The sequence below is a fragment of the Streptomyces sp. NPDC048191 genome, assembly GCF_040652655.1.
In the GTDB taxonomy this organism is placed as follows: Bacteria; Actinomycetota; Actinomycetes; order Streptomycetales; family Streptomycetaceae; genus Streptomyces.
In genome coordinates, this window is record NZ_JBEZMO010000015.1 from 140171 (window position 1) to 161451 (window position 21281).

General features: G+C 72.3%; 24 protein-coding genes and 1 pseudogene. 16 read left to right on the forward strand and 9 right to left on the reverse strand.

Features of this window, described 5'->3' with window-relative positions; translation table 11 throughout:
* Nucleotides 1–13: 13 nt before the first annotated feature.
* Nucleotides 14–970, reverse strand: coding sequence for an LLM class F420-dependent oxidoreductase (locus AB0D93_RS24285; RefSeq protein WP_362122590.1), 957 nt, complete (start codon nucleotides 968–970; stop codon nucleotides 14–16).
* 206 nt (nucleotides 971–1176) lie between these two features.
* On the opposite strand from AB0D93_RS24285, the gene AB0D93_RS24290 reads away from it, so the two are divergent.
* From AB0D93_RS24290 to AB0D93_RS24350, 13 genes are all read left to right on the forward strand, one after another.
* Nucleotides 1177–2613 carry an NAD(P)/FAD-dependent oxidoreductase gene (locus tag AB0D93_RS24290; RefSeq protein WP_362122593.1) on the forward strand — a complete coding sequence of 479 codons (1437 nt, stop codon included), beginning with the start codon at nucleotides 1177–1179 and terminating at the stop codon, nucleotides 2611–2613.
* A gap of 40 nt (nucleotides 2614–2653) precedes the next feature.
* Nucleotides 2654–4501, forward strand: a complete 1848-nt coding sequence (locus AB0D93_RS24295) for a transketolase (protein ID WP_362122596.1) — start codon at nucleotides 2654–2656, stop codon at nucleotides 4499–4501.
* Nucleotides 4498–5433 (forward strand): non-homologous end-joining DNA ligase, encoded by a 936-nt coding sequence (gene ligD, locus AB0D93_RS24300; protein WP_362122599.1) that lies wholly within the window; start codon nucleotides 4498–4500, stop codon nucleotides 5431–5433. The genes AB0D93_RS24295 and ligD overlap by 4 nt, the downstream gene beginning before the upstream one ends.
* Nucleotides 5434–5477: 44 nt before the next feature.
* Nucleotides 5478–5849, forward strand: coding sequence for a gas vesicle protein (locus AB0D93_RS24305; RefSeq protein WP_362122602.1), 372 nt, complete (start codon nucleotides 5478–5480; stop codon nucleotides 5847–5849).
* 70 nt (nucleotides 5850–5919) lie between these two features.
* The gene (locus AB0D93_RS24310; RefSeq protein WP_362122605.1) at nucleotides 5920–6336 is read left to right on the forward strand and encodes a gas vesicle structural protein GvpA; all 417 of its coding nucleotides are present in this window, start codon (nucleotides 5920–5922) and stop codon (nucleotides 6334–6336) included.
* Entirely contained in the window at nucleotides 6333–7103 is a 771-nt protein-coding gene (locus AB0D93_RS24315; protein WP_362122608.1) for a GvpL/GvpF family gas vesicle protein, read from the forward strand. The genes AB0D93_RS24310 and AB0D93_RS24315 overlap by 4 nt, the downstream gene beginning before the upstream one ends.
* A 29-nt stretch (nucleotides 7104–7132) precedes the next feature.
* A complete protein-coding gene (locus tag AB0D93_RS24320) occupies nucleotides 7133–7390 on the forward strand; it encodes a gas vesicle protein GvpG (RefSeq protein ID WP_362122611.1) in 258 nt (85 codons plus the stop codon).
* A gap of 2 nt (nucleotides 7391–7392) precedes the next feature.
* Complete coding sequence (locus AB0D93_RS24325) at nucleotides 7393–8040, forward strand: DNA primase (RefSeq protein ID WP_362122824.1); 648 nt, start codon at nucleotides 7393–7395, stop codon at nucleotides 8038–8040.
* Nucleotides 8037–9167: an SRPBCC family protein gene (locus tag AB0D93_RS24330; protein ID WP_362122614.1), complete on the forward strand. Its 1131-nt coding sequence runs from the start codon at nucleotides 8037–8039 to the stop codon at nucleotides 9165–9167. Before AB0D93_RS24325 ends, AB0D93_RS24330 begins: the two co-directional genes overlap by 4 nt.
* Complete coding sequence (locus AB0D93_RS24335) at nucleotides 9164–9499, forward strand: gas vesicle protein (protein WP_362122617.1); 336 nt, start codon at nucleotides 9164–9166, stop codon at nucleotides 9497–9499. The genes AB0D93_RS24330 and AB0D93_RS24335 overlap by 4 nt, the downstream gene beginning before the upstream one ends.
* A complete protein-coding gene (locus tag AB0D93_RS24340; protein ID WP_362122620.1) occupies nucleotides 9496–10260 on the forward strand; it encodes a GvpL/GvpF family gas vesicle protein in 765 nt (254 codons plus the stop codon). Before AB0D93_RS24335 ends, AB0D93_RS24340 begins: the two co-directional genes overlap by 4 nt.
* Nucleotides 10257–10445, forward strand: a complete 189-nt coding sequence (locus AB0D93_RS24345) for a gas vesicle protein (RefSeq protein ID WP_362122623.1) — start codon at nucleotides 10257–10259, stop codon at nucleotides 10443–10445. The genes AB0D93_RS24340 and AB0D93_RS24345 overlap by 4 nt, the downstream gene beginning before the upstream one ends.
* Nucleotides 10442–10723: a gas vesicle protein K gene (locus AB0D93_RS24350; protein ID WP_189990685.1), complete on the forward strand. Its 282-nt coding sequence runs from the start codon at nucleotides 10442–10444 to the stop codon at nucleotides 10721–10723. Before AB0D93_RS24345 ends, AB0D93_RS24350 begins: the two co-directional genes overlap by 4 nt.
* 6 nt (nucleotides 10724–10729) lie before the next feature.
* Here AB0D93_RS24350 and AB0D93_RS24355 read toward each other — a convergent pair whose 3' ends face one another.
* The 3 genes from AB0D93_RS24355 to AB0D93_RS24365 all read right to left on the reverse strand — a co-directional run bounded on the left by AB0D93_RS24355 (nucleotide 10730) and on the right by AB0D93_RS24365 (nucleotide 13382).
* Nucleotides 10730–10900, reverse strand: coding sequence for a hydrophobic protein (locus tag AB0D93_RS24355; RefSeq protein WP_362122627.1), 171 nt, complete (start codon nucleotides 10898–10900; stop codon nucleotides 10730–10732).
* Between the two features lie 42 nt (nucleotides 10901–10942).
* Nucleotides 10943–11764 carry a class I SAM-dependent methyltransferase gene (locus AB0D93_RS24360; protein ID WP_362122630.1) on the reverse strand — a complete coding sequence of 274 codons (822 nt, stop codon included), beginning with the start codon at nucleotides 11762–11764 and terminating at the stop codon, nucleotides 10943–10945.
* A gap of 124 nt (nucleotides 11765–11888) precedes the next feature.
* A complete protein-coding gene (locus tag AB0D93_RS24365) occupies nucleotides 11889–13382 on the reverse strand; it encodes a phosphatase PAP2 family protein (protein WP_362122634.1) in 1494 nt (497 codons plus the stop codon).
* Nucleotides 13383–13462: 80 nt separating this feature from the next.
* Here AB0D93_RS24365 and AB0D93_RS24370 point away from each other — a divergent pair, with 80 nt between their 5' ends.
* Both AB0D93_RS24370 and AB0D93_RS24375 read left to right on the forward strand, forming a co-directional pair.
* Complete coding sequence (locus AB0D93_RS24370; protein ID WP_362122637.1) at nucleotides 13463–14119, forward strand: histidine phosphatase family protein; 657 nt, start codon at nucleotides 13463–13465, stop codon at nucleotides 14117–14119.
* Nucleotides 14120–14307: 188 nt separating this feature from the next.
* Nucleotides 14308–15927 carry an ATP-binding cassette domain-containing protein gene (locus AB0D93_RS24375; RefSeq protein ID WP_362122640.1) on the forward strand — a complete coding sequence of 540 codons (1620 nt, stop codon included), beginning with the start codon at nucleotides 14308–14310 and terminating at the stop codon, nucleotides 15925–15927.
* A 60-nt stretch (nucleotides 15928–15987) separates the two neighbouring features.
* Here AB0D93_RS24375 and AB0D93_RS24380 read toward each other — a convergent pair whose 3' ends face one another.
* Nucleotides 15988–17103 (reverse strand): Vms1/Ankzf1 family peptidyl-tRNA hydrolase, encoded by a 1116-nt coding sequence (locus AB0D93_RS24380; protein ID WP_362122643.1) that lies wholly within the window; start codon nucleotides 17101–17103, stop codon nucleotides 15988–15990.
* Nucleotides 17104–17136: 33 nt separating this feature from the next.
* Between AB0D93_RS24380 and AB0D93_RS24385 the strand changes: the two are divergent.
* A pseudogene (locus AB0D93_RS24385) lies at nucleotides 17137–17453 on the forward strand (DUF6158 family protein).
* 97 nt (nucleotides 17454–17550) lie between these two features.
* Here AB0D93_RS24385 and AB0D93_RS24390 read toward each other — a convergent pair.
* From AB0D93_RS24390 to AB0D93_RS24405, 4 genes are read right to left on the reverse strand one after another with little or no spacing between them, the layout of a single operon-like run.
* Nucleotides 17551–18093 carry a type 1 glutamine amidotransferase domain-containing protein gene (locus tag AB0D93_RS24390; protein WP_362122646.1) on the reverse strand — a complete coding sequence of 181 codons (543 nt, stop codon included), beginning with the start codon at nucleotides 18091–18093 and terminating at the stop codon, nucleotides 17551–17553.
* A 5-nt stretch (nucleotides 18094–18098) separates the two neighbouring features.
* Nucleotides 18099–18752: a diguanylate cyclase gene (locus AB0D93_RS24395; RefSeq protein ID WP_362122649.1), complete on the reverse strand. Its 654-nt coding sequence runs from the start codon at nucleotides 18750–18752 to the stop codon at nucleotides 18099–18101.
* Nucleotides 18749–19126 carry a DUF2795 domain-containing protein gene (locus AB0D93_RS24400; protein WP_362122652.1) on the reverse strand — a complete coding sequence of 126 codons (378 nt, stop codon included), beginning with the start codon at nucleotides 19124–19126 and terminating at the stop codon, nucleotides 18749–18751. The genes AB0D93_RS24395 and AB0D93_RS24400 overlap by 4 nt, the downstream gene beginning before the upstream one ends.
* Before the next feature lie 18 nt (nucleotides 19127–19144).
* Nucleotides 19145–20941 carry a thiamine pyrophosphate-requiring protein gene (locus AB0D93_RS24405; protein ID WP_362122655.1) on the reverse strand — a complete coding sequence of 599 codons (1797 nt, stop codon included), beginning with the start codon at nucleotides 20939–20941 and terminating at the stop codon, nucleotides 19145–19147.
* Nucleotides 20942–21281 lie beyond the last annotated feature (340 nt).

Below are 21281 nucleotides of genomic sequence, written 5' to 3' on the forward strand. Positions count from 1 at the left end.
CGGCCGGTACCCGTCATCCGCCGAGCCGCGGCAGCACCTTCGTCCGGTAGAAGTCGAAGAAGCCCTTCTGATCGGCGCCGATCTGGTTCACGTACACCCGGTCGAACCCGGCGTCGGCGAAGGCCGTCAGCGTGGACACGTGCTGGTCGGGATCGTCCCCGCACACCACTTTCTCGCGCACCATGTCCTCGGTGACCAGCTCACCCAGCTGCTCGAAGTGCCGCGGCGACGGCAGCACCTGCCCCATCTCCCCGGGCAGCAGCTCGTTGAACCACAGCGAGCGCACCGTGCGGACGCACTCCTCGCGGTCGGTGCCGTAACAGACCTTCGTGCCGCCGCTGACCGGCTTGGTCCCGCCACCGCCCTTGCGGAACTGCGTGACCATCTCCTCCTCCGGCGCCATCGTGATGTACCCGTCGCCCACCCGGGCGGCCAGCGACGTCGCCTTCGGGCCGAAGCCGGAGATGTCGATCGGGACGGGCTCGTCGGGGACGGTGTAGAGGCGGGCGTTCTCCACGGTGTAGTGCGTGCCCTGGTGGTTGACCTCCTCGCCGGTGAACAGCCGGCGCATCACCTGGACGGCCTCCTCCAGCATCTCCAGGCGCACATGCACCGGCGGCCAGCGGTCGCCGAGAATGTGCTCGTTCAGCGCCTCGCCCGTGCCGACGCCGAGCCGGAAGCGGCCCTCGGTCATCACCGCACTGGTCGCCGCGGCCTGGGCGGTCACCGCCGGGTGCATCCGCACGGTCGGACAGGTCACCGCCGTCTCGACCGGCAGCGACACCGCCTCCGACAGGGCACCGATCACCGACCACACGAACGCGCTCTGCCCCTGCGCGTCGTTCCACGGGTGGAAGTGGTCGGAGATCCACAGGGCCTGGAAGCCGGCCTGCTCGGCCATGCGCGCCTGCTCGACGAGTGCCGCCGGGTCGTGCTCCTCGCTCGCCAGGAAATAGCCGTACTCGGGCATGGGAAAGCACCTCCGCGCGGGCGCAGCCGATGTGGGTGTGATCCGGTCCCGGGCCGGGTAACCGGGGCCGCTCGGGCGAAACGCCGCGGGGACGGCGCGGCGTTCGGGTGCTCCGACCCGCGTACGGGTGACCCGCCCGGCGTTTGGGTGCCCCGGCCCCGGTTACGCGGAAAACCTCGGACGAGCCATACCGCCGGAGGCGCACCGTGAGCCGACCTCACGTCGTGATCGTCGGTGCCGGGTTCGCCGGGTACCGGGCTGCCCGCACACTGGCCCGGCTGACCCGGAACCAGGCCGACATCACCTTGCTGAACCCGACCGACTACTTCCTCTACCTGCCGCTGCTGCCCCAGGTGGCCGCCGGAACCCTGGAGGCCCGCAGGGTCACCGTGTCACTGCCGGGCACCCTGCACGGGGTGCGGATGGTGCTCGGCGAGGCGGACCACATCGACCTCGACGGCCGTACCGTCCACTACTCCGACCCCGAGGGCGGCATCGGCACCCTCGGCTACGACCGGCTGGTGCTGGCCGTCGGCAGCGTGAACAAGCTGCTGCCCATCCCCGGGGTCGCCGAGCACGCGCACGGCTTCCGCGGGCTGCCCGAGGCGCTGTACCTGCGCGACCACGTGACCCGGCAGGTGGAGCTGGCCGCCGGCGAGGACGACCCGAAGGTCCGCGCCGCCCGCTGCACCTTCGTCGTGGTCGGTGCCGGCTACACGGGCACCGAGGTGGCCGCGCAGATGCAGCTGCTCACCGACCAGCTGGCCCGCCGGCATCCGCTGCCCGGCGGGCTCCGGCCGCGCTGGATGCTGCTCGACGTGGCCGAGCGCGTGCTGCCGGAGATGGACGAGCGGCTGTCCCGTACGGCCGACCGGGTGCTGCGGTCGCGGGGCGTCGACGTGCGGATGGGCACCTCGGTGAAGGAGGCCGCCCATGACGGGGTGCTGCTCACCGACGGGGAGTTCGTCGCGTCCCGGACACTGGTGTGGTGTGTCGGGGTACGGCCCGATCCGCTGGTGGAGTCCGTCGGGCAGCCGCTGGAGCGGGGCCGGCTGATCGTCGACCCGTATCTGCAGGTGCCGGGCCGGCCGGAGGTGTTCGCCTGCGGAGATGCGGCCGCCGTACCGGACCTGGAGCGTCCCGGGGCGTTCACGCCGATGACGGCCCAGCACGCGTGGCGGCAGGGCCGGGTGGCCGGGGAGAACGTGGCCGCCTCGCTCGCTCTCGGGCGGCGCCGGCGCGTCTACCGCCATCGCGACCTGGGCTTCGCGGTCGACCTCGGCGGGGTCCGGGCCGCCGCCAACCCGTTCGGCATCCCGCTGTCCGGCCCGGCGGCCGGCGCGGTCACCCGCGGCTATCACCTGGCCGCGCTGCCCGGCAACCGCGTCCGGGTCGCCGCCGACTGGCTGCTGGACGCCGTACTGCCGCGCCAGGGCGTCCAGTTGGGTCTCGTCCGGTCCTGGTCGGTCCCCCTGGACACGGCCTCCCCGGAGCTGCCCCGCGTGCCCGGCGGACCGGAACGGCGGCCCGAGCAGGACCGGGCACCGGAACGCGCGGACGCGCCGCCCGCCGCCGAGCGCGGTGACCATCCCGCCCCCGGCCCCGTCAAGCGCACCGACCCCCCGGACCCCGCCGCCCAGTGACACCGCGGACCGTACCCCTCGACTCACCGCAAGGAGACTCATGAACCCCGACGAACTCGCCGAACTGGGACAGCAGTTGCGTGTCGACAGTGTGCGGGCCTCGGCCGCCGCGGGATCCGGGCATCCCACGTCCTCCATGTCCGCGGCCGATCTGATGGCCGTGCTGCTCGCCCACCATCTGCGCTACGACTTCGAGCGCCCCGAACACCCCGCCAACGACCGCTTCGTACTGTCGAAGGGACACGCCTCGCCCCTGCTGTACGCCGCGTACAAGGCGGCCGGTGCCATCGAGGACGGCGAGTTGCTCACCTTCCGCAAGCTCGGCAGCCGGCTCGAGGGGCATCCGACGCCCCGGCGGCTGCCCTGGGTGGAGACGGCCACCGGGTCCCTCGGCCAGGGCCTGCCCGTCGGTGTGGGCATCGCCCTCGCCGGCAAGCGCCTGGACCGTACCGGCTACCGGGTGTGGGTGCTGTGCGGCGACAGCGAGCTGGCGGAGGGCTCGGTGTGGGAGGCCGCCGAACACGCCGGGCACGAGCACCTGGACAACCTGATCGCCGTCGTGGACGTCAACCGGCTCGGCCAGCGCGGCCCCACCCGGCACGGCCACGACCTGGACGCCTACGCCCGCCGGTTCCAGGCCTTCGGCTGGCACACCGTCGAGATCGACGGCCACGACGTCGACAAGATCGACCGGGCCTATGGCGAGGCGCTGTCCACGACCGGGCAGCCCGTGGTGATCCTCGCCCGCACCCTCAAGGGCAAGGGTGTGGCCGCCGTGGAGGACCTGGAGGGCCACCACGGCAAGCCGCTGCCGGACGCGGAGGAGGCCGTCGCCGAGCTCGGCGGACCGCGCACCCTCCACGTCCGGGTCGGCGAGCCGCCGGCCGCCGCCGCGCTGCGCGACCTGACCACCGAGGTGCTTCAGCTCCCGCGCTACGACGAGGGCGACGAGGTCGCGACCCGGGACGCCTTCGGTGCCGCCCTCGCCGCGCTCGGCTCGGCCCGTGGCGACGTCGTCGCCCTGGACGGCGAGGTCGGTGACTCGACCCGCACCGAGGAGTTCGCCAAGGCCCACCCCGACCGTTTCTTCGAGTGCTACATCGCCGAGCAGCAGCTTCTCGCCGCGGCCGTCGGCATGGCCACGCGGGGCTGGCTGCCGTACGCGTCGACGTTCGCCGCGTTCCTCACCCGCGCCTACGACTTCGTGCGGATGGCGTCCATCAGCGGTGCCGGGATCAACGTGGTCGGGTCGCACGCCGGCGTCTCCATCGGGCAGGACGGGCCTTCGCAGATGGGCCTGGAGGACCTGGCGATGTTCCGGGCCGTGCACGGCTCGACGGTGCTGTACCCGTGCGACGCCAACCAGACCGCCCGGCTGGTCGGGGCCATGGCCGGGCTCGACGGCATCCGCTATCTACGCACCTCCCGCGGCAAGACACCGGTGATCTACGGCCCCGACGAGGAGTTCCCGGTGGGCGGCAGCAAGACGCTGTGCTCCAGCGAGGAGGACCGGCTGACGGTCGTCGCGGCCGGGGTCACCGTGCCCGAGGCGCTGGCCGCGGCCGACCGGCTCGCCGAGGACGGCATCCCGGTGCGGTTGATCGACCTGTACTCCGTCAAGCCCGTCGACGCGGACACGCTGCACCGGGCCGCCGAGGAGACCGGCTGTCTGCTCACCGTGGAGGACCACCGCGCCGAGGGCGGCCTCGGCGACGCCGTGGCGGAGGCCTTCGGCGACGGCCGGCCCGTGCCCCGGCTGGTCCGGCTCGCGGTGCGCACCATGCCGGGGTCGGCCGCGCCCGACGAGCAGCTGCACGCGTCCGGCATCGACGCCGCCGGGATCACGGCGGCCGCGAAGCTGCTGGTGGAGGAGGCGGTCGTGCGATGAGCGCCGCGGACGCCCGGACCATACGGGCGGGCCGCCGTGCGGTGCGGATCCAGCGGCCCGGGAAGGTGCTCTTCCCGGGCGGCTCCGGCGCCGCGGAGTACACCAAGGGCGACCTCGCCGACTACTACCGGTCCGTCGCCCCGCACCTGCTGCCGCACCTGCGGGGCCGTCCGCTGATGCTGGAGCGCTACCCGGACGGTCTCGACGGGCAGCGGTTCATGCAGAAGAACGTCCCGGAGCACTATCCCGACTGGATCACCCGCGCCGAGGTCGCCAAGGAGGGCGGCACGGTCACCCATGCCGTCTGCGACGACACCGCGACCCTCCTCTACCTCGCCGACCAGGCCTGCCTCACCCTGCACCGCTGGCTCTCGCGGACCGACCGCTCCGGCGGTGTCGACCACCCCGACCAGCTCGTCTTCGACCTCGATCCGCCGGGCGACGACTTCTCCCAAGTGTGCGAAGCGGCCGTCCGGTTGAAGGAGCTGCTGGACGAACTGGGGCTGCCCGCCGCCCCGATGACCACCGGCTCGCGCGGACTCCATCTCGTCGTCCGTCTCGACGGCCGCAGCGACTTCGACGAGGCGCGCCGATTCGCCCGGGACGTGGCCGAGTTGCTGGCGTCCCGGCACCCGGACCGGCTCACCACCGCGGCCCGCAAGGCGGACCGCGGCGACCGTCTCTACCTCGACGTGCAGCGCAACGCCTACGCGCAGACCGCCGTCGCCCCCTACACCGTGCGCGCTCGCCCCGGCGCGCCCGTCGCCGTCCCCCTCGCCTGGGAGCAGCTGGACGACCCCGGGCTCGACGCCCGCCGCTGGACCATCGCCGACGCCGTCGACCAGGCCCGCAGCGACCCCTGGGCGGGCCTGCCGGGCCGGGGCCGCGCCCTGGGCCCGGCCCGGCGGCGCCTGGCGGAGATTCGCTCCTGAGGTTTGGCCATGGGATGAGGGGCCACCCGCAGAGAGAGGTGGCCATGTCGAACACAAAGAACACATCCCAGTCACAGACTTCACAGGAAAACCAAAACTCACAGGAGTCACAGGACGCCGAGCCGAGAAGGGCCGACGAGGAGCGTTCGGCACCCATGGAGGTGCTGCGGCAGGCGCGTGCCCAGCTCGCCGAACTCACCGGGCTCGCGCCCGAGTCGGTGACCTCCTTCGAGCGGACCGAGGACGGATGGGCGCTCGAGGTGGAGGTCCTCGAGCTCGCGCGGGTTCCCGACACGATGAGCCTGATGGCGAGCTACCAGGTCGAACTCGACCACTCGGGGCAGCTCACCGGCTACCGACGCGTCCACCGATACGAACGCGGGCGGGCCGACGCGCGAGGTCGCGGCGGCCGCTAGGCCGCCCCGCCTCCTGCCGCGTCCGCGGAGCCACTGTGACACCGACTATCCAAGAGGAGGAACGGCCGGCATGACTGTTGTCCCGGCACAGCAGGCCGCAGGCGGAGGCGGCAGCAGCGGCCTCTACGACGTACTCGAACTGGTGCTGGACAGGGGGCTCGTGATCGACGCGTTCGTGCGGGTCTCCCTGGTCGGTATCGAGATTCTGAAGATCGACGTGCGGGTCGTCGTGGCCAGCGTCGACACCTATCTGCGCTTCGCCGAGGCGTGCAACCGGCTCGACCTGGAGGCCGGACCCCGCAAGAGCCCGGGGCTGCCCGACCTCGTCGGCGAGGTCACCGAGTCCGGTGCCCGCGGCAAGTCCAAGGGTGCCCTGTCCGGCGCGGCGGAGACCATCTCCGACGCCTTCAAGCAGGCCCGCGAGGAGGGCGAGGACCGGCCCCGCCCCCGTAAGGCCCCGGCCCGCCGGAAGGAGGAGCGGGAGTGAGTACCTACGTCTACGGGATCACCGCCCGTTCGCACCGGGGGCTGCCCGAGGGCATGAACGGCGTGGGCGAGCCGCCCCAGCGGGTGCGGGTTCTCAGCAGCGGTGAGCTGGCCGCCGTGGTCAGCGATGCCCCCGAGGGCCTGCGCGCCAAGCGCCGGGACCTGCTGGCGCACCAGAACGTCCTCGCCGAGACCGGCGCGGCCGGCTGTGTGCTGCCCATGCGGTTCGGGAACGTGGCGCCCGACGACGAGGCCGTCGCCCACGTGCTCGACGAGCGCGCCGAGCACTACCTGGAGCGACTGAAAGCCCTCGACGGGAAGGTCGAGTACAACGTCAAGGCCAGCCACATCGAAGAGGCCGTGCTGCATCGTGTGATGGCCGAGAACACGGAGCTGCGCAGCCTCGCCGAGGCCAACCGGCGCGCGGGCGGCGGCAGCTACGACGACAAGCTGCGCCTCGGCGAACTGGTCGCGAGCGCCGTGAAGGCCAAGGAGGCCGAGGACGCCGCCTCGGTGCAGTCCGGGCTGGAGCCGGCCGCCGCCGCGGTCAGCGCCGGTCCGCAGTCCACCGGCTGGCTGCTCAACGTCTCGTTCCTGGTCGCCCGGGACGGTGCCGCCGACTTCCTGGCGGCCGTCGACCGGGTCCGGGCCGACCACCCCCACCTCGAACTGCGGGTCAACGGTCCGCTGCCGCCGTACAGCTTCGTCGAGCCCGGCCCCGCCCAGCCGGCGGCCGAGCCGGCCGGCACGGACAGCGGGGCGCGCTGACCGGGCGGCCCGGACGGAAGGAGGAGCCCATGGGACTGATCAGTGAGGTGCTGCTGCTGCCGTTCGCACCGGTGCGCGGCGCCAGGTGGGCGGTCGGCCAGGTCCTCCGCGAGGCGGAACGGATCTACTACGACCCCGCAACCGTACGGGCCGAGCTGGCGCGACTGGAAGAACAACTGGAGGCGGGCGAGATCACCGAGGAGGAGTTCGACCGCCGCGAGGACGAACTGCTCGACCGGCTGGAGACCGGCCTGCACTCAGGCCAAGCCACAGGCGACGGGACGTGATGATGAACCGAACGGCACTGGGCCTCGCGATAGGGGCCGGGTATCTCTTGGGACGCACGAAGAAGCTGAAGATGGCGCTCGCGGTCGGCTCCCTGGTCGCGGGCAAGAAGCTGAACCTGGGTCCCGGCGCGCTCGCCGCCGTGGCGCGGCAGCAACTGCGCGACAACCCGCAGTTCAAGGAGATCGGCGATCAGCTGCGCGAGGACCTGCGGGGCGTGGGCAAGGCCGCGTCCGGGGCCATGGTCGAGCGGCAGATGGGCGCGCTCGCCGACCGGCTGCACGACCGCACCGCCCACGTCCGCGACGGGCTGTCCGGGGCGCTGCCCACGGCCGGCTCGGACGAGGAGCGTGCGGACGACGACCACGCCGAGGGCGAGGACGACGACCGCGAGGCGCGGGGCGAGGGTGGCCGCAGGGCACGCAAGGACGACGACCCGGACCGCGAGGAGCGGCAGCGGCAGCCGTCCGGCAGGAAGACGGCCAAGAAGGCCCCCGCGAACAAGGCAACCGACAAGAAGGCAACGGGAAAGAGGACGGCCCCGGCGAAGAAGGCTGCGGCCGGGAAGACCGGCCCCGCCCGCAGGACGGCCGCGAAGAAGACGGCCGGAACGCGTGGCGGGGGCTCGTCGAAGGGCGGCGATGACCGATGACCGAGACGCTCGGATCGGCGGCCTCCACGGCCGGCCGGGCCGCGAAGGGCGCGACCGGGAAGGGCGCGAAGGGCAACCCGCTCGCCGACCTCGCCCACAGCGAGGCCGCCGACCGGCTGAAGGCCGAGGCCGAGGAGTACCTGTCCGCCCAGGCCGAACGGCTGCTCTCGGGCCTGGGCCGCAAGCTGGGCGAGACCACCGTCAAGCTCACCGACATCGCCGAGGGCAACAGCCCCGGCTTCGCCAAGCTGGCCCTCGACGCGGGGCGCAAGGTCGCCGAAGGCAAGGGGCCGCTGCGTTCCGCCCTGGAGCTGGGGACCTCGAGAGTCAAGGACAACGTCACGGAAGCCTTCAAGAACCTCGGGGGCGGCAAGGGCGGGAAGAAGAGCCGGAGCGGCAACAAGCCCACGGTCATCATGGAGTCGGTCGACGTCGGCGTGCCGCTGCGCACGGCCTACGACCAGTGGACCCAGTACCAGGACTTCTCCACCTTCGCCAAGGGCGTCAAGAGCGCGAGCCGCGCCGGAGACACCGACTCCGACTGGCAGGCCAAGATCTTCTGGTCCAGCCGGAGCTGGAAGGCGCACACCACCGAGCAGATACCCGACCGCCGCATCCAGTGGACCTCGCAGGGCGCCAAGGGCAGCACCAAGGGCGTCGTCACCTTCCACGAGCTCGGCGAGAACCTCACCCGGATCCTGCTGGTCATCGAGTACTACCCGAGCGGGTTCTTCGAGAAGACCGGCAATCTGTGGCGCGCCCAGGGCCGGCGGGTCAGGCTGGACCTGAAGAACTACGCGAGGTTCATCACCCTGAAGGGTGAGGCCGAGGACGGCTGGCGCGGCGAGATCAGCGACGGCGAGCTCGTCCAGAGCCACGAGGACGCGGTGGCCGAGGAGGAGGAGAACGCCGAGGAGGAGTCCGGGGAGTACGAGGACGAGGAGGAGCCCTACGAGTCCGAGGAGCCCGGGGAATCCGAGGAGGCCGACGAGGAAGAGGAGGAAGAGGAGGAGCCGGAGGAGTACGAGGGCGAGGACGAGGGAACGTACGAGGACGAACCCGAGGAGGACGCGTACGAGGAAGAGGAAGAGGAGCCCGAGTACGCCGAGCGCGGGAGCCGTCGATGACGACGCCCAGCCGGTTCCCCGAGCCGTACGGCCAGGGCAGCGGAGCCAACCTCGCCGACATCCTGGAGCGCGTGCTCGACAAAGGTGTGGTGATCGCGGGTGACATCCGGATCAATCTGCTCGACATCGAACTGCTGACCGTCAAGCTGAGGCTCATCGTCGCCTCGGTCGACAAGGCCAAGGAGATGGGCATCGACTGGTGGGAGAGCGATCCCGCGCTCTCCTCGCGGGCCCGCCGCGACCAGCTGACCCGGGAGAACGTCGAGCTGAGGGAACGGCTGGCCCGCCTGGAGGAGCTGGAGCCGGGCCGCGCGCCGAAGGAGGCACCATGACCGGACTGCGCTACGTCTACGCCGTGTGCCGCCCCTTCGGGACGCCCCTGCAGTCCCAGCTCACGGGTGTCGGGGGCGCCCCGCCCGCGCTGCTGCACCACCGCGGCCTGATCGCGGTGGTCAGCCAGGTCCCGCCGGCGGACTTCAGCGAGGAGGCGCTGAAGGCGCACCTGGAGGACCTGGACTGGCTCGCCGTGACCGCGCGGGCGCACCAGGGCGTGATCGACGCCCTCACCACGGTCACCACCCCGCTGCCGCTCCAGCTCGCCACCGTCTTCCGGGACGACAGCGGGGTGCGCATGATGATCGAGGCCCGCGAGGACGACTTCCTGCGCACCCTCGACCGGCTGGAGGGCCGGGTGGAGTGGGGGGTCAAGGTGTACCTGGAACCCGAGCCCGCCGAGCCCGCCGAGCTCGCCCCCGCCGCGCAGCCCGCGAGCGGCCGGGACTACCTGCGCCGACGGCGCGAGAGCACCCACGCGACCGAGGAGCGGTGGCAGCGGGCGGAGGCCTTCGCCCGGTCGCTGCACGAGGGTCTTTCCCGGTATGCCGAGGATTCCCGGTTGCATGCCCCACAGAATTCCGCGCTTTCCGCCGAGCCCGGCCGCAACGTACTCAACGCGGCCTATCTGGTGCCCCGCGGACATTCCGAGGAATTCGTGGAAATGGTGGACCGTACGAAGGACGAGGCGCCCGGAATCCGAGTGGAACTCACCGGACCCTGGGCCGCCTATTCGTTCGTCGGGGAGGCGACGCCGTGACCGTGGTCGAACGGCGTGAGATCGCCCTCGTGGACCTGCTCGACCGGCTGCTGGCCGGCGGAGTGGTGATCACGGGTGACGTCACCCTGCGGATCGCGGACGTCGACCTGGTCCGCATCGATCTGAACGCGCTGATCAGCTCGGTGAACGAGTCGGTGCCCTCGCCCTTCGAGGAGATCCTGTGACCCCGCGCAACCGGCTCGACCTGGAGCCCGACACGGTCGAGCGTGACCTGGTCAAACTGGTGCTCACCGTCGTGGAGTTGCTGCGGCAGCTCATGGAACGGCAGGCCGTGCGCCGCTTCGACACCGGCGAGCTGACCGAGGAGCAGGAGGAGCGGATCGGGCTCACCCTGATGCTCCTGGAGGACCGCATGGCCGAGTTGCGCGACCGGTACGGCCTGCGGCCCGAGGACCTGAACCTGGACCTCGGGCCGCTCGGACCGCTACTGCCTCGCGACTAGCTCACGTCACCATCGATACCAGCGGCCCCTGCCGCCACCGGCGTTGGTGCTGCGGACCAGGAAACCCAGCAGCCAGACGACAAGCACTATCAGAGCAATCCACCAGAGAATCTTCACCGCAAATCCGGCGCCGAAAAGAATCAGCGCCAGAAGCAGTACCAGCAGGATGGGAACCATAATGTCAACCTCCTGCAGAACGGGTTTCCCGAATTTCGCGGATCAGGCTTCTTTACGGCACAGAATCTCTCCGTGCAGTACCGCGAACCAGCCGTCCTCGTGCCGGCCCCATTCCCGCCATGCCTCGGACACGGCCCCCAGTTGTTCCGCCGTCGCGTGACCGCCCTCCGTGGCCCGTTCCGCGTAGGCGGAGGCCACGGTCCGGTCCGCCCACAGGCCGCTCCACCAGGCCCGCTCCGCGGCCGTGGCGAAGGTCCAGGTGCTGGAGGTGGCGGTGACGTCGGTCAGCCCGGCCGCCCGTGCCCACGCCCTCAGCCGGCGCCCGGCGTCGGGCTCGCCGCCGTTGGCGCGGGCCACACGCTCGTACAGGTCCAGCCAGTCCTCCAGGCCCGGCACCGCCGGATACCAGGTCATGGCCGCGTAGTCCGCGTCCCGTACGGCGATGAACCCGCCCGGCCTGGTCACCCGCCTCATCTCGCGCAGCGCCTGCACGGGGTCGCCGACGTGCTGCAGCACCTGATGGGCGTGGACCACGCAGAAGGTGTCGTCCGGATGGTCCAGGGCGTGCACGTCGGCGACCGCGAAGTCCACGTTGGTCAGGCCGCGCGCGGTGGCGGTGGCCCGGGCCTGCTCCAGGACGCCCGGCGCGTGGTCGACGCCGGTGACATGGCCGTCCGGGACCAGCGCCGCCAGGTCGGCCGTGATGGTGCCCGGCCCGCAGCCGATGTCCAGGATCTTCATGTGGGGCTTCAGGGAGCCCAGCAGATAGGCCGCGGAGTTCTCGGCGGTCCGCCAGGTGTGCGAACGCAGCACCGCCTCGTGGTGCCCGTGCGTGTAGACGGCGGTCTCCTGCGCTTTCGGCATGGTGTTCCCCTTCGCCCCTCGTCACCGCTGGTACGCATCACCGTACGCGCGCATGCCGAATGATGAGACCGCCGTTTTGCATAATGGACTGACGGAGCGTCAGATCCGGTCCACCGGCCACCCGTCAGGAACCGGTGTTCAACGGGCGGTAGACCGTCAGGGCCTCCGGCAGCTTCTCCAGGGTCACCTCGCCCGACGCGGCCGTCACCTCGCCGTCGTACGCCAGCGGGGTGCCCGGCGCGACCCCCGTCAGCCGGAGCCGGTTCACCTGCACCGCCGCATGCGCCGGGGACCGTGTCAGCGGGCCCGCCGCGGCCGCGGCCAGCAGCCGCAGCGCGGGCCGGCGGCTGCCGTGCACCACCCGCACGTCCAGCAGCCCGTCCGCGAGATCGGTACGGCGGCCGGGCGCGAGCCCCATCCGGTGATAGACGCCGTTGCCGACGAACAGCAGCCACAGCGGCCGCCGTTCACCGCCCAGCTCCACCTCCAGCGGATGCCGGTCGGCGCGCAGCACCCGCAGCGCGCCCAGTAGCCCGGCCGGCCAGCCGCCGATCCGGTGCGACCAGTGGTTCCGCTCGCGCACCAGCTCCGGGTAGACGCCCAGGCTCAGCGTGTTCAGGAACAGGCCCTCCTCGGCGCCGGTGGCGTACCGGCCCGCGTCCACCCGCACCGCCTCGCCGTGCCGGACCGCACGGGCCAGGTCCCGCTCGTCCTCCACGCCCAGATCGAGGGCGAAGTGGTTGAGGGTGCCGCCGGGCAGCACCGCCAGCGGGAGTCCGTGCCTGAGGGCGATCCCGGCGGCCGCGTTCACGGTGCCGTCGCCCCCGCACACGCCCAGCACCCGGGCCCGGGCCGCCGCCTTGGCCAGCTCGTCGCCGATCTCTTCCGGCGCGCACTCGACGATCTCCGACCTCGGCAGCGCGTTGTGCAGGGCCCGCACGCGGTCCGCGGTGCCCGAGGCACGGTTGGTGACCATCACCAGGCCCTCGCCCTCCGGCAACGCGGGCGCCTCCGCCCGCGGGCGGGCCGCCCGGCGCGCCTGGTTGCGGGTCGGCATCAGCCGTCGTACCAAGAACGCCGCGCCCGCGCCGAGGGCCGCGCCGGCCAGCACGTCGCTCGGGAAGTGCACACCCGTGTACACCCGGGAGGCCGCCACCGAGAACGCCACCGGGGCCAGCGCCGCGCCCCACGCCGGGGACTCCAGCGCGACGCCGGTCGCGAACGCGGCGGCCGACGCGGAGTGCCCGGAGGGGAAGGACGTGGTGATCGGCTGCCGCTTCAGCTGCCGCACCAGCGGCACCGGGTCCAGCACCGGCCGCGCCCGGCGCACCGAGCGCTTGCCGATCGTGTTGATGGCCATCGAGGCCACGCTGAGGGAGGCCAGGCCCCGGGCGGCCGCGCTACGGGCCCTCGGGGTGCGGCTCGCCGCCATCGCCGCCGCCGTCGCGAACCACAGCACTCCGTGGTTCGCGCTGCGGCTGAGGCGGGGCAGCACCCGTTCGGCGCCGGGCCAGTGCCAGGAGGCCGCCGCCTCGAACAGCCGGCCGTCCAGGTCCAGCAGCCAGCACAGGGTGCGGTGGCCGGTCGTACGGGCAGTGAGATCCAGATCCGGGCTCATGGGGTCCGGTTACCCTGAAGTGCCCGTTTGTTGTGCCTGTCAGCGCCGGGTGCCCGGCCGGCGCGTAAGGAGTTCCCCGGATGCGCCTGCTCCTCGTCCGCCACGGTGAGACCCCGTCCAACGTGGACCGTCTGCTGGACACCGCCGTGCCCGGACCGGCGCTGACCCCGCTCGGCGAGGCGCAGGCAGCCGCACTGCCCGAGGCGCTCGCCGACGAGGACATCGAGGCCGTCTACGCCTCCACGCTGCTGCGCACCCGGCTGACCGCCGCCCCGCTGGCCGCCGCCCGGGGCCTTCAGGTGATCGTCCGCGACGGCATCCGGGAGGTGTCCGCGGGCGACCTGGAGATGCTGCCCGGGGAATCCGCCGAGGGCCGGCAGTACATGCGCACGATCTTCGCCTGGGCGGCCGGCGACACCGCGTCGCGCATCCCCGGCGGGGAGAGCGGCGAGGAGGCCCTCGCCCGGTACGACGCGGTGATCGCGGAGGCCGCCGCGAGCGGCGCCGGCACCGTCGCCGTGGTCAGCCACGGCGCCGCGATCCGCCTGTGGACCTCCGCCCGCGCCGACAACGTCGACATCGCCTTCGCCGCCGCCCGCCCCCTGGGCAACACCGGCACCATCGTCCTGGAGGGCACCCCGGCCGACGGCTGGAAGGCCCTCTCCTGGGAGGGAGCCACGGTGGAACCGGCAGGAGAGGCCGGACCGGCGGGGGAGCCGGTGGACACGGCCGGCTAGGACGCGCCGGCGCAGGAAGACCTTCGTCACGGCCGGGGAGCGGGCCTCGTGGAGCGGTCTGTGGGCCGACCGGACCCTGGCCTGCGCCCACGCGGAACGGGCCACGGGGGCGTCCGGTGGCCCGGGTGGTAGGTGGACGGGGGATATCCGTTTGCCCGTGGGCAAGGCGGCCCGGAGAATGCCTCGGCATGGGACATCTGGAAGCCGCGCACCTCGAGTACCACCTCCCCGACGGGAGGACCCTGCTCGGGGACGTGTCCTTCCGGGTCGGCGAGGGTGCCGCCGTCGCGCTCGTCGGACCGAACGGCGCCGGCAAGACCACCCTGCTGCGGCTGATCTCCGGCGAGCTGAAGCCGCACGCCGGCACCGTCACCGTCAGCGGCGGCCTCGGCGTGATGCGCCAGTTCGTGGGCTCCGTACGGGACGAGACGACCGTACGGGACCTGCTCGTGTCCGTCGCACCGCCCCGGATCCGGGAGGCGGCGAAGGCCGTCGACGAGGCCGAGCACGCCATCATGACCGTCGACGACGAGGCCGCACAGCTGGCCTACGCGCAGGCCCTCGCCGACTGGGCCGAGGCACGCGGCTACGAGGCCGAGACCCTGTGGGACATGTGCACCACCGCCGCGCTCGGCATGCCGTACGAGCGCGCCCAGTGGCGGCAGGTGAGCACCCTCTCCGGCGGCGAACAGAAACGACTCGTCCTGGAGGCCCTGCTGCGCGGCACCGACGAGGTGCTGCTGCTGGACGAGCCCGACAACTACCTCGACGTGCCCGGCAAACGGTGGCTGGAGGAGCAGCTCAAGGAGACCCGCAAGACCGTCCTGTTCGTCTCCCACGACCGCGAACTCCTCGCCCGCGCCGCCGAGAAGATCGTCTCCGTGGAACCGGGACCGGCCGGCGCCGACGCCTGGGTGCACGGCGGCGGCTTCGCCACCTACCACGAGGCGCGCCGCGAACGCTTCGCCCGCTTCGAGGAGTTGCGCCGCCGCTGGGACGAGAAGCACGCCCAGCTGAAGAAGCTCGTCCTGAGCCTCCGTCAGGCGGCCTCGGTCAGCCACGAGCTGGCCTCCCGGTACGCGGCCGCCCAGACCCGCCTGCGCAAGTTCGAGGAGGCCGGACCGCCCCCGGAGCCGCCGCGCGAGCAGGACATCACCATGCGCCTGAAGGGCGGCCGTACCGGCGTACGGGCCGTCACCTGCACGGGACTTGAGCTGTCCGGCCTGATGAAACCGTTCGACCTGGAGGTCTTCTACGGCGAACGGGTCGCCGTCCTCGGCTCCAACGGCTCCGGCAAGTCGCACTTCCTGCGCCTGCTCGCCGGCGAGGACGTCGCGCACAGCGGGCAGTGGAAGCTGGGCGCACGCGTCGTACCCGGACACTTCGCGCAGACCCACGCACACCCCGAACTCAAGGGCCGCACCCTGCTCGACATCCTGTGGAAGGAACACTCCCAGGACCGCGGCGCGGCCATGTCGAGGCTGCGCCGCTACGAGCTGACCCTGCAGGCCGAGCAGGCCTTCGACCGGCTCTCCGGCGGCCAGCAGGCCCGCTTCCAGATCCTGCTCCTGGAACTGGCCGGCGCCACCGCGCTGCTGCTCGACGAGCCGACCGACAACCTCGACCTGGAGTCGGCCGAGGCGCTCCAGGAGGGTCTGGAGGCCTTCGAGGGCACGGTCCTCGCGGTCACCCACGACCGCTGGTTCGCCCGCTCCTTCGACCGCTACCTGGTCTTCGGCAGCGACGGCCGCGTCCGCGAGACCCCGGAACCGGTCTGGGACGAACGCCGCGTGGAACGGGCCCGTTGACCCCGGCGGGGGTTACGGCCGGCGAAGCACGCGGGTCCGTCACGGGCCCCCGGCGCCCCGTCACCTCCAGCGCAGCAGCCCGCCCAGGCCGCCCGCCGCGACCTGAGCACCGGTGTCCTCCAGCACGGGTGTCAGCGACACGACCGGCGCGTCTGTCACCACGGCCGCCCGGATCAGCGCGTCGTCGGCGCGGGCCGGCCACGCCTGCCGCTCGCCGAGGGTCCGCAGCTCGCCCCGGCGGGCGGCCAGCTGGTCCGGGTCCTCACCGATCCACACCTCGCGATGGGTGTCGGGCGCGTCCGGACGGATCAACAGCTCGGCCAGCCGGTGCTCGCGCGCCGCCTCGATCAGCCCGGGCACCCCCTCGACGGCCGCGGCCCGCCGCTCCTCGTCCGGTGTCCGCGCCGCCCGGAACCGCTCCGTCTCGGCGAGGATCCGCCGCCGTACGTGGTCGGCACGCATCTCCTCCACCTCCCGCGGCAGCAGCGGGCTGTCCTTGCCGCGGGACATCTCCACCGCACGGTCCTGGAGCGCCTTCGGCAACTGCTCGTGCACCGACCTGCGCTCCCGGTCGTCACCGCACAGGATCAGCAGGTCGGCGCCGGTCTCCTCCTGGCAGGCGGCCAGTGCCGCGGCGACCTCGCGCGCGTTGTGCTCCCAGGTGTTCTCCACCTTGAGCTGGAAGTGCCGCTCGGACCAGTCGGAGGCCTTCGACCGGTGCATCGGCCACTGGCGGCCCGTCACCTGCCCGGCCTCCTGGTGCAGCAGTGCGCTGCGCAGCTCGAAGTCCGCACCGGTGCGGTCGATGTAGGCCACCAGCGTCAGCGGGTCCTCACCGGCCAGGTCCAGCAGTGGTGTCACCCGTGGCAGAGCGCCCCAGTACGCCTCGCCGTCCTGCGGCCCCCGTGTCAGCGGGACCTCCAGGACCACCTCGCCGTCCCGGGCGAACACGGCCCGGCCGTACGGCTCCGGAGCGTGCCGCAGACCCTCCAGGGCGTCGTGCACCGCACGGCAGATGGGCTCGTCCGCCCCCAGCCGGGCCAGCTCCCGGGTGACCGCCTCCGCACTCAGATGACGTCGTTGCTGCTGGTCCTCCGTGTGCACCGAGGTGTCGACGTATGCGGAGGCCCAGGACCCCGGATGTTCGTACAGTGGACTCAGGAACGCGAGCTCCATGGATTCCTCCCGGAAAACGCTCGGGGGCAGTGCATGCCGGGCGGGTACCCGGCCGGGACCCACGGACACGGACACGACGAGCGGGGCACCACATGACCGGAGTCGACCCCAACCGACTGGACGACCAGCAGCTCATGAAGGAGCTGGAGACGATCCACCGCACGCGCCACGACACCCTTCTGTACGGCTCGAACGACGCGCTGCGGACCCACAACGAGCGCATGGCGCAGCTGGAGGGCGAGTATCTGCGCCGCAACCCGCGCCGCCTGGTCAGCGCGGGCCGCACCCGGGAGGGCGCCCGTGACCGTCGGTGTGGCGAGGCGGCGACTCCGGAGGCGTCCGGTACCTGACCGGCACACCGCGCGTCCCCAAGGCCCGGGCGGGCGCACGAAAGGGCCGGCCCGGGCGGGCCGGCCTTCGAAGGACACCGGGTCGAGGGACACCGGGTCAGCCGGGTTCCCCGGCGAACACGTGCAGGAACGCGTCGCAGAACGCCTTCAGATCGTCCGGCTTGCGGCTGGTCACCAGCTGGTTGGAGCCGTGGTCGCAGATCTTGACCTGCTCGTCCACCCAGGTGCCGCCCGCGTTGCGGATGTCCGTGCGCAGACTCGGCCAGGACGTCAGCACCCGGCCCCGTACGACGTCCGCCTCCACCAGCGTCCACGGCGCGTGGCAGATCGCGGCGACCGGACGGCCCCGGTCGAAGAAGTCCTTCACGAACGCCACGGCCTTGTCGTCCATCCGCAGGAAGTCCGGGTTGGCCACCCCGCCGGGCAGCACGAGAGCGCCGAACGACCCCGCCGAGGCCTCGCCCACCACCTCGTCCACGTCGAAGGTGTCGCCCTTGTCGAGATGGTCGAACGCCTGGATCCTCCCCGGTTTCGTCGACACCAGCACCGGCTGGTGCCCGGCGTCGGAGGCCGCCTTCCACGGCTCGGTCAGCTCGACCTGCTCGACGCCCTCGGGCGCCACGAGAAAAGCGATACGCATCGTGCTCAGCTTCCTTCCATGCCCTTCAGAACGGCCTTGCGGTCGCGGGTGCGCCGCCTGCGGCGCCGGGCCGCCCGCCGGCAGCGCAGCAGTTCCTCGCCGTACGGCAGCACCACGCACAGCCCGATCCCGAGGCCGATGCCGGCCAGATAGCCCGGCGACAGCGGCCGCCGGCGCGGCAGCAGCCGCCAGGCGTCCGGATCCCCGCGGCCGCCCCGCAGGAGCGAGCGCACCTGGTCGGCGTGCAGGCACATCAGCGACGCGAGCGCGCCGAACGGCAGCGACTCCAGAAAGCTGTGGATGTGCTGCTCGACCGGCCCGACCTCCCGGTCGCTGTTCACGGCCGTGCGCACGTCCCACAGCGCCGTCGCCTCGTGCACCGCCGCCGTCCCGAGCTGCACGCTGAGCAGCAGCGGATTGATCCGGCAGCTCAGGGTCAGCGCGATCGGCAGCCCGACCTCCGCCATCATCAGCGCGTGGATCAGGGACTCCTTGGTCCCGGCGGTGTCCTCGATCCGGGTGCGCCGGTGCATCGCCCAGTCGGCGAGGCCGGGCACGAACCAGCCGGGCAGCAGCCCGTACAGCAGGAACCGGGTGGTCGCCACGTCGACGTCGACACCGGCACCCCGTGCGATGTCCGCCGCCTGGCCCCGGCTCACCGGCCGGCCGCCAGCGCCTCGGCCAGCTGCTGCACGTTCTCGTAGCGCGCCGAGTGCGGCAGCCGGGCCACCGCGTCGACCAGTCCGGCGGGCGCGTTCCGCCGACGCAGCATCCGGGCCACGTCACGGGCCGTCGCCGGGAACGAGCTGCGACTCAGGGTGTGGGTCAGCTCCGTCCGCACCCGCTCCAGCGACGCCGGCGATCCCAGGCCGCCCACGGGCCCGCTCCACACCTCCGGGTCGTCGTCGGCGGCCGGCTCCGGATCGTGCCACTCCTCCACCCGAGTCGGATGCCCGGACCTGAGCAGTCCCTTCAGCTCGTGCTTCATCTCGTCGTCCCGATGGACGTTCAGCCGGTCACTGCCTCGCTGCATGTCTGCCTCCACGAGGGGCTAGCTCTTGTCCTTGCCCGGCAGGAATTCCTGCACCTTCGCCTTCAGTCCCTGCTTGATCATCGACCCGCGGTCGGCGTCGCCCTTGAGGATCGACGCGGCCGTCGACTCCATCTGCTCCCAGCTCGCGTGCGGCGGGATCGGCGGTACGGCGGGATCGGTCAGGAACTCGATCACACACGGCCCGTCGGCCTCCAGGGCCGCACGCCAGCCCGCCTCCACGTCCTCCGGCTTCTCCACCCGGACCCCGGTGAGGCCGAGCGAACGGGCGAACGCCGCGTACTGCACGTCCGGGATCTCCTGCGACGGCAGGAACGACGGCGCGCCCTCCATGGCCCGCATCTCCCACGTCACCTGGTTCAGGTCCTGGTTGTTCCACACCCCCACCACCAGCCGCGGATCCGACCAGCGGTCCTTGTACTTCGCCGCCGTGATCATCTCCGCGAGGCCGTTCATCTGCATCGCGCCGTCTCCGACCAGCGCGAACACCGGCCGGTCCGGATGCGCGAACTTCGCGCCGATCGCGTACGGCACCCCCGGCCCCATCGTGGCCAGCGTCCCGGACAGCGAACCGCGCATGCCCGGCCGCATCGTGATGTGCCGTGCGTACCAGTTGGCGACCGAACCGGAGTCGGAGGTCAGGATCGCGTTCTCCGGCAGCAGCGGATCCAGCGCCCGCGCCACGTACTCCGGGTTGATCGGATCGGCCGACAGGCCCGCCCGCCGGTCCATCGTCTCGTGCCAGCGCCGTACGTTCGCGCACACCGTGTCGTACCACTCGCGTCCGCCCCGCTCGCCGTTCAGCAACGGGATCAGGCGCCGCAGCGTGGCCCGGGCGTCGCCGACCAGGTTCACCTCGTACGGGAAGCGCATGCCGATCATGTGCGGGTCGATGTCGATCTGCACGCCCCGCGCCTTGCCGAAGTCCGGCATGAACTGCGTGTACGGGAACGACGAACCGATCGTCAGCAGGGTGTCGCAGTCCCGCATCAGCTCGTACGACGGCCGGCTGCCCAGCAGCCCGATCGGCCCGGTGACGTACGGCAGCTCGTCACTGAGGACGTCCTTGCCCAGCAGCGCCTTCGCGACGCCCGCGCCGAGCAGCTCGGCGATCTCCTGGACCTCCGCGACCGCACCGGCCGCGCCCTGCCCGACCAGGATCGCCACCTTGTCGCCCTCGTTCAGCACGTCCGCCGCCCGGCGCAGCGCCTCGTCCGTCGGGGTCGCCGTGTAGTCGCTCATGCCCATGCTGGAGGGCACCATCTTGAACTCGTGCGTGGGCGGCGAGTAGTCCAGTTCCTGCACGTCGCCGGGAATGATCAGGGCGGTCGGGCAGCGCCGGGCGTAGGCCGTGCGGATCGCGCGGTCCAGCACGTTGGGCAGCTGCTCCGGCACCGTCACGGTCTCCACGAAGTCCGAGGCGACGTCCTTGTACAGCGTGTGCAGGTCGACTTCCTGCTGGTAGGAGCCGCCCATCGCGGTCCGGTTGGTCTGGCCGACGATCGCCAGCACCGGCACATGGTCGAGCTTGGCGTCGTACAGGCCGTTCAGCAGATGGATGGCACCCGGACCCGACGTCGCCGCGCACACGCCGATCCGGCCGCTGAACTTCGCGTACCCGACTGCTTCGAACGCGGACATCTCCTCGTGCCGGGACTGGATGAAGCGGGGCTGGTCCTCGGCCCGGCCCCACGCCGCCAGCAGCCCGTTGATGCCGTCGCCCGGATAGCCGAATACCTGGTCCACGCCCCAGGCGCGCAGGCGTTCGAGGATGTGGTCGGCGACCTTGGTGCTCATGAAGTGACCTCCACGGTGGGGGACGAACGGACAACCCGGTCAGCAGCTACCGAGTGACCTGCGCCGGGGACGGAAAACCTCCCCATGGCGCGGACGCGGGACCGTTCAGGTGTTCCGGAGGGGCCTGCGGCGGGCTCCGTCACCCGGCCGGGCGTGGCGGGTCCTGCGAATGGGGCCCGGCCGCGCGCGCCGTGGCGCCGCGCGGGCTGTGATGGCAGTGAGGGCGCACCCCGTGCCCCGTACCCGTGACGCCGCCGGGCCGTGCCACCGCACCGCCAACCGGTGCCCGACGCGCTGCCGTACCGGTGTCCGGCCCACCCACCACCGCCGACCTTCCGCC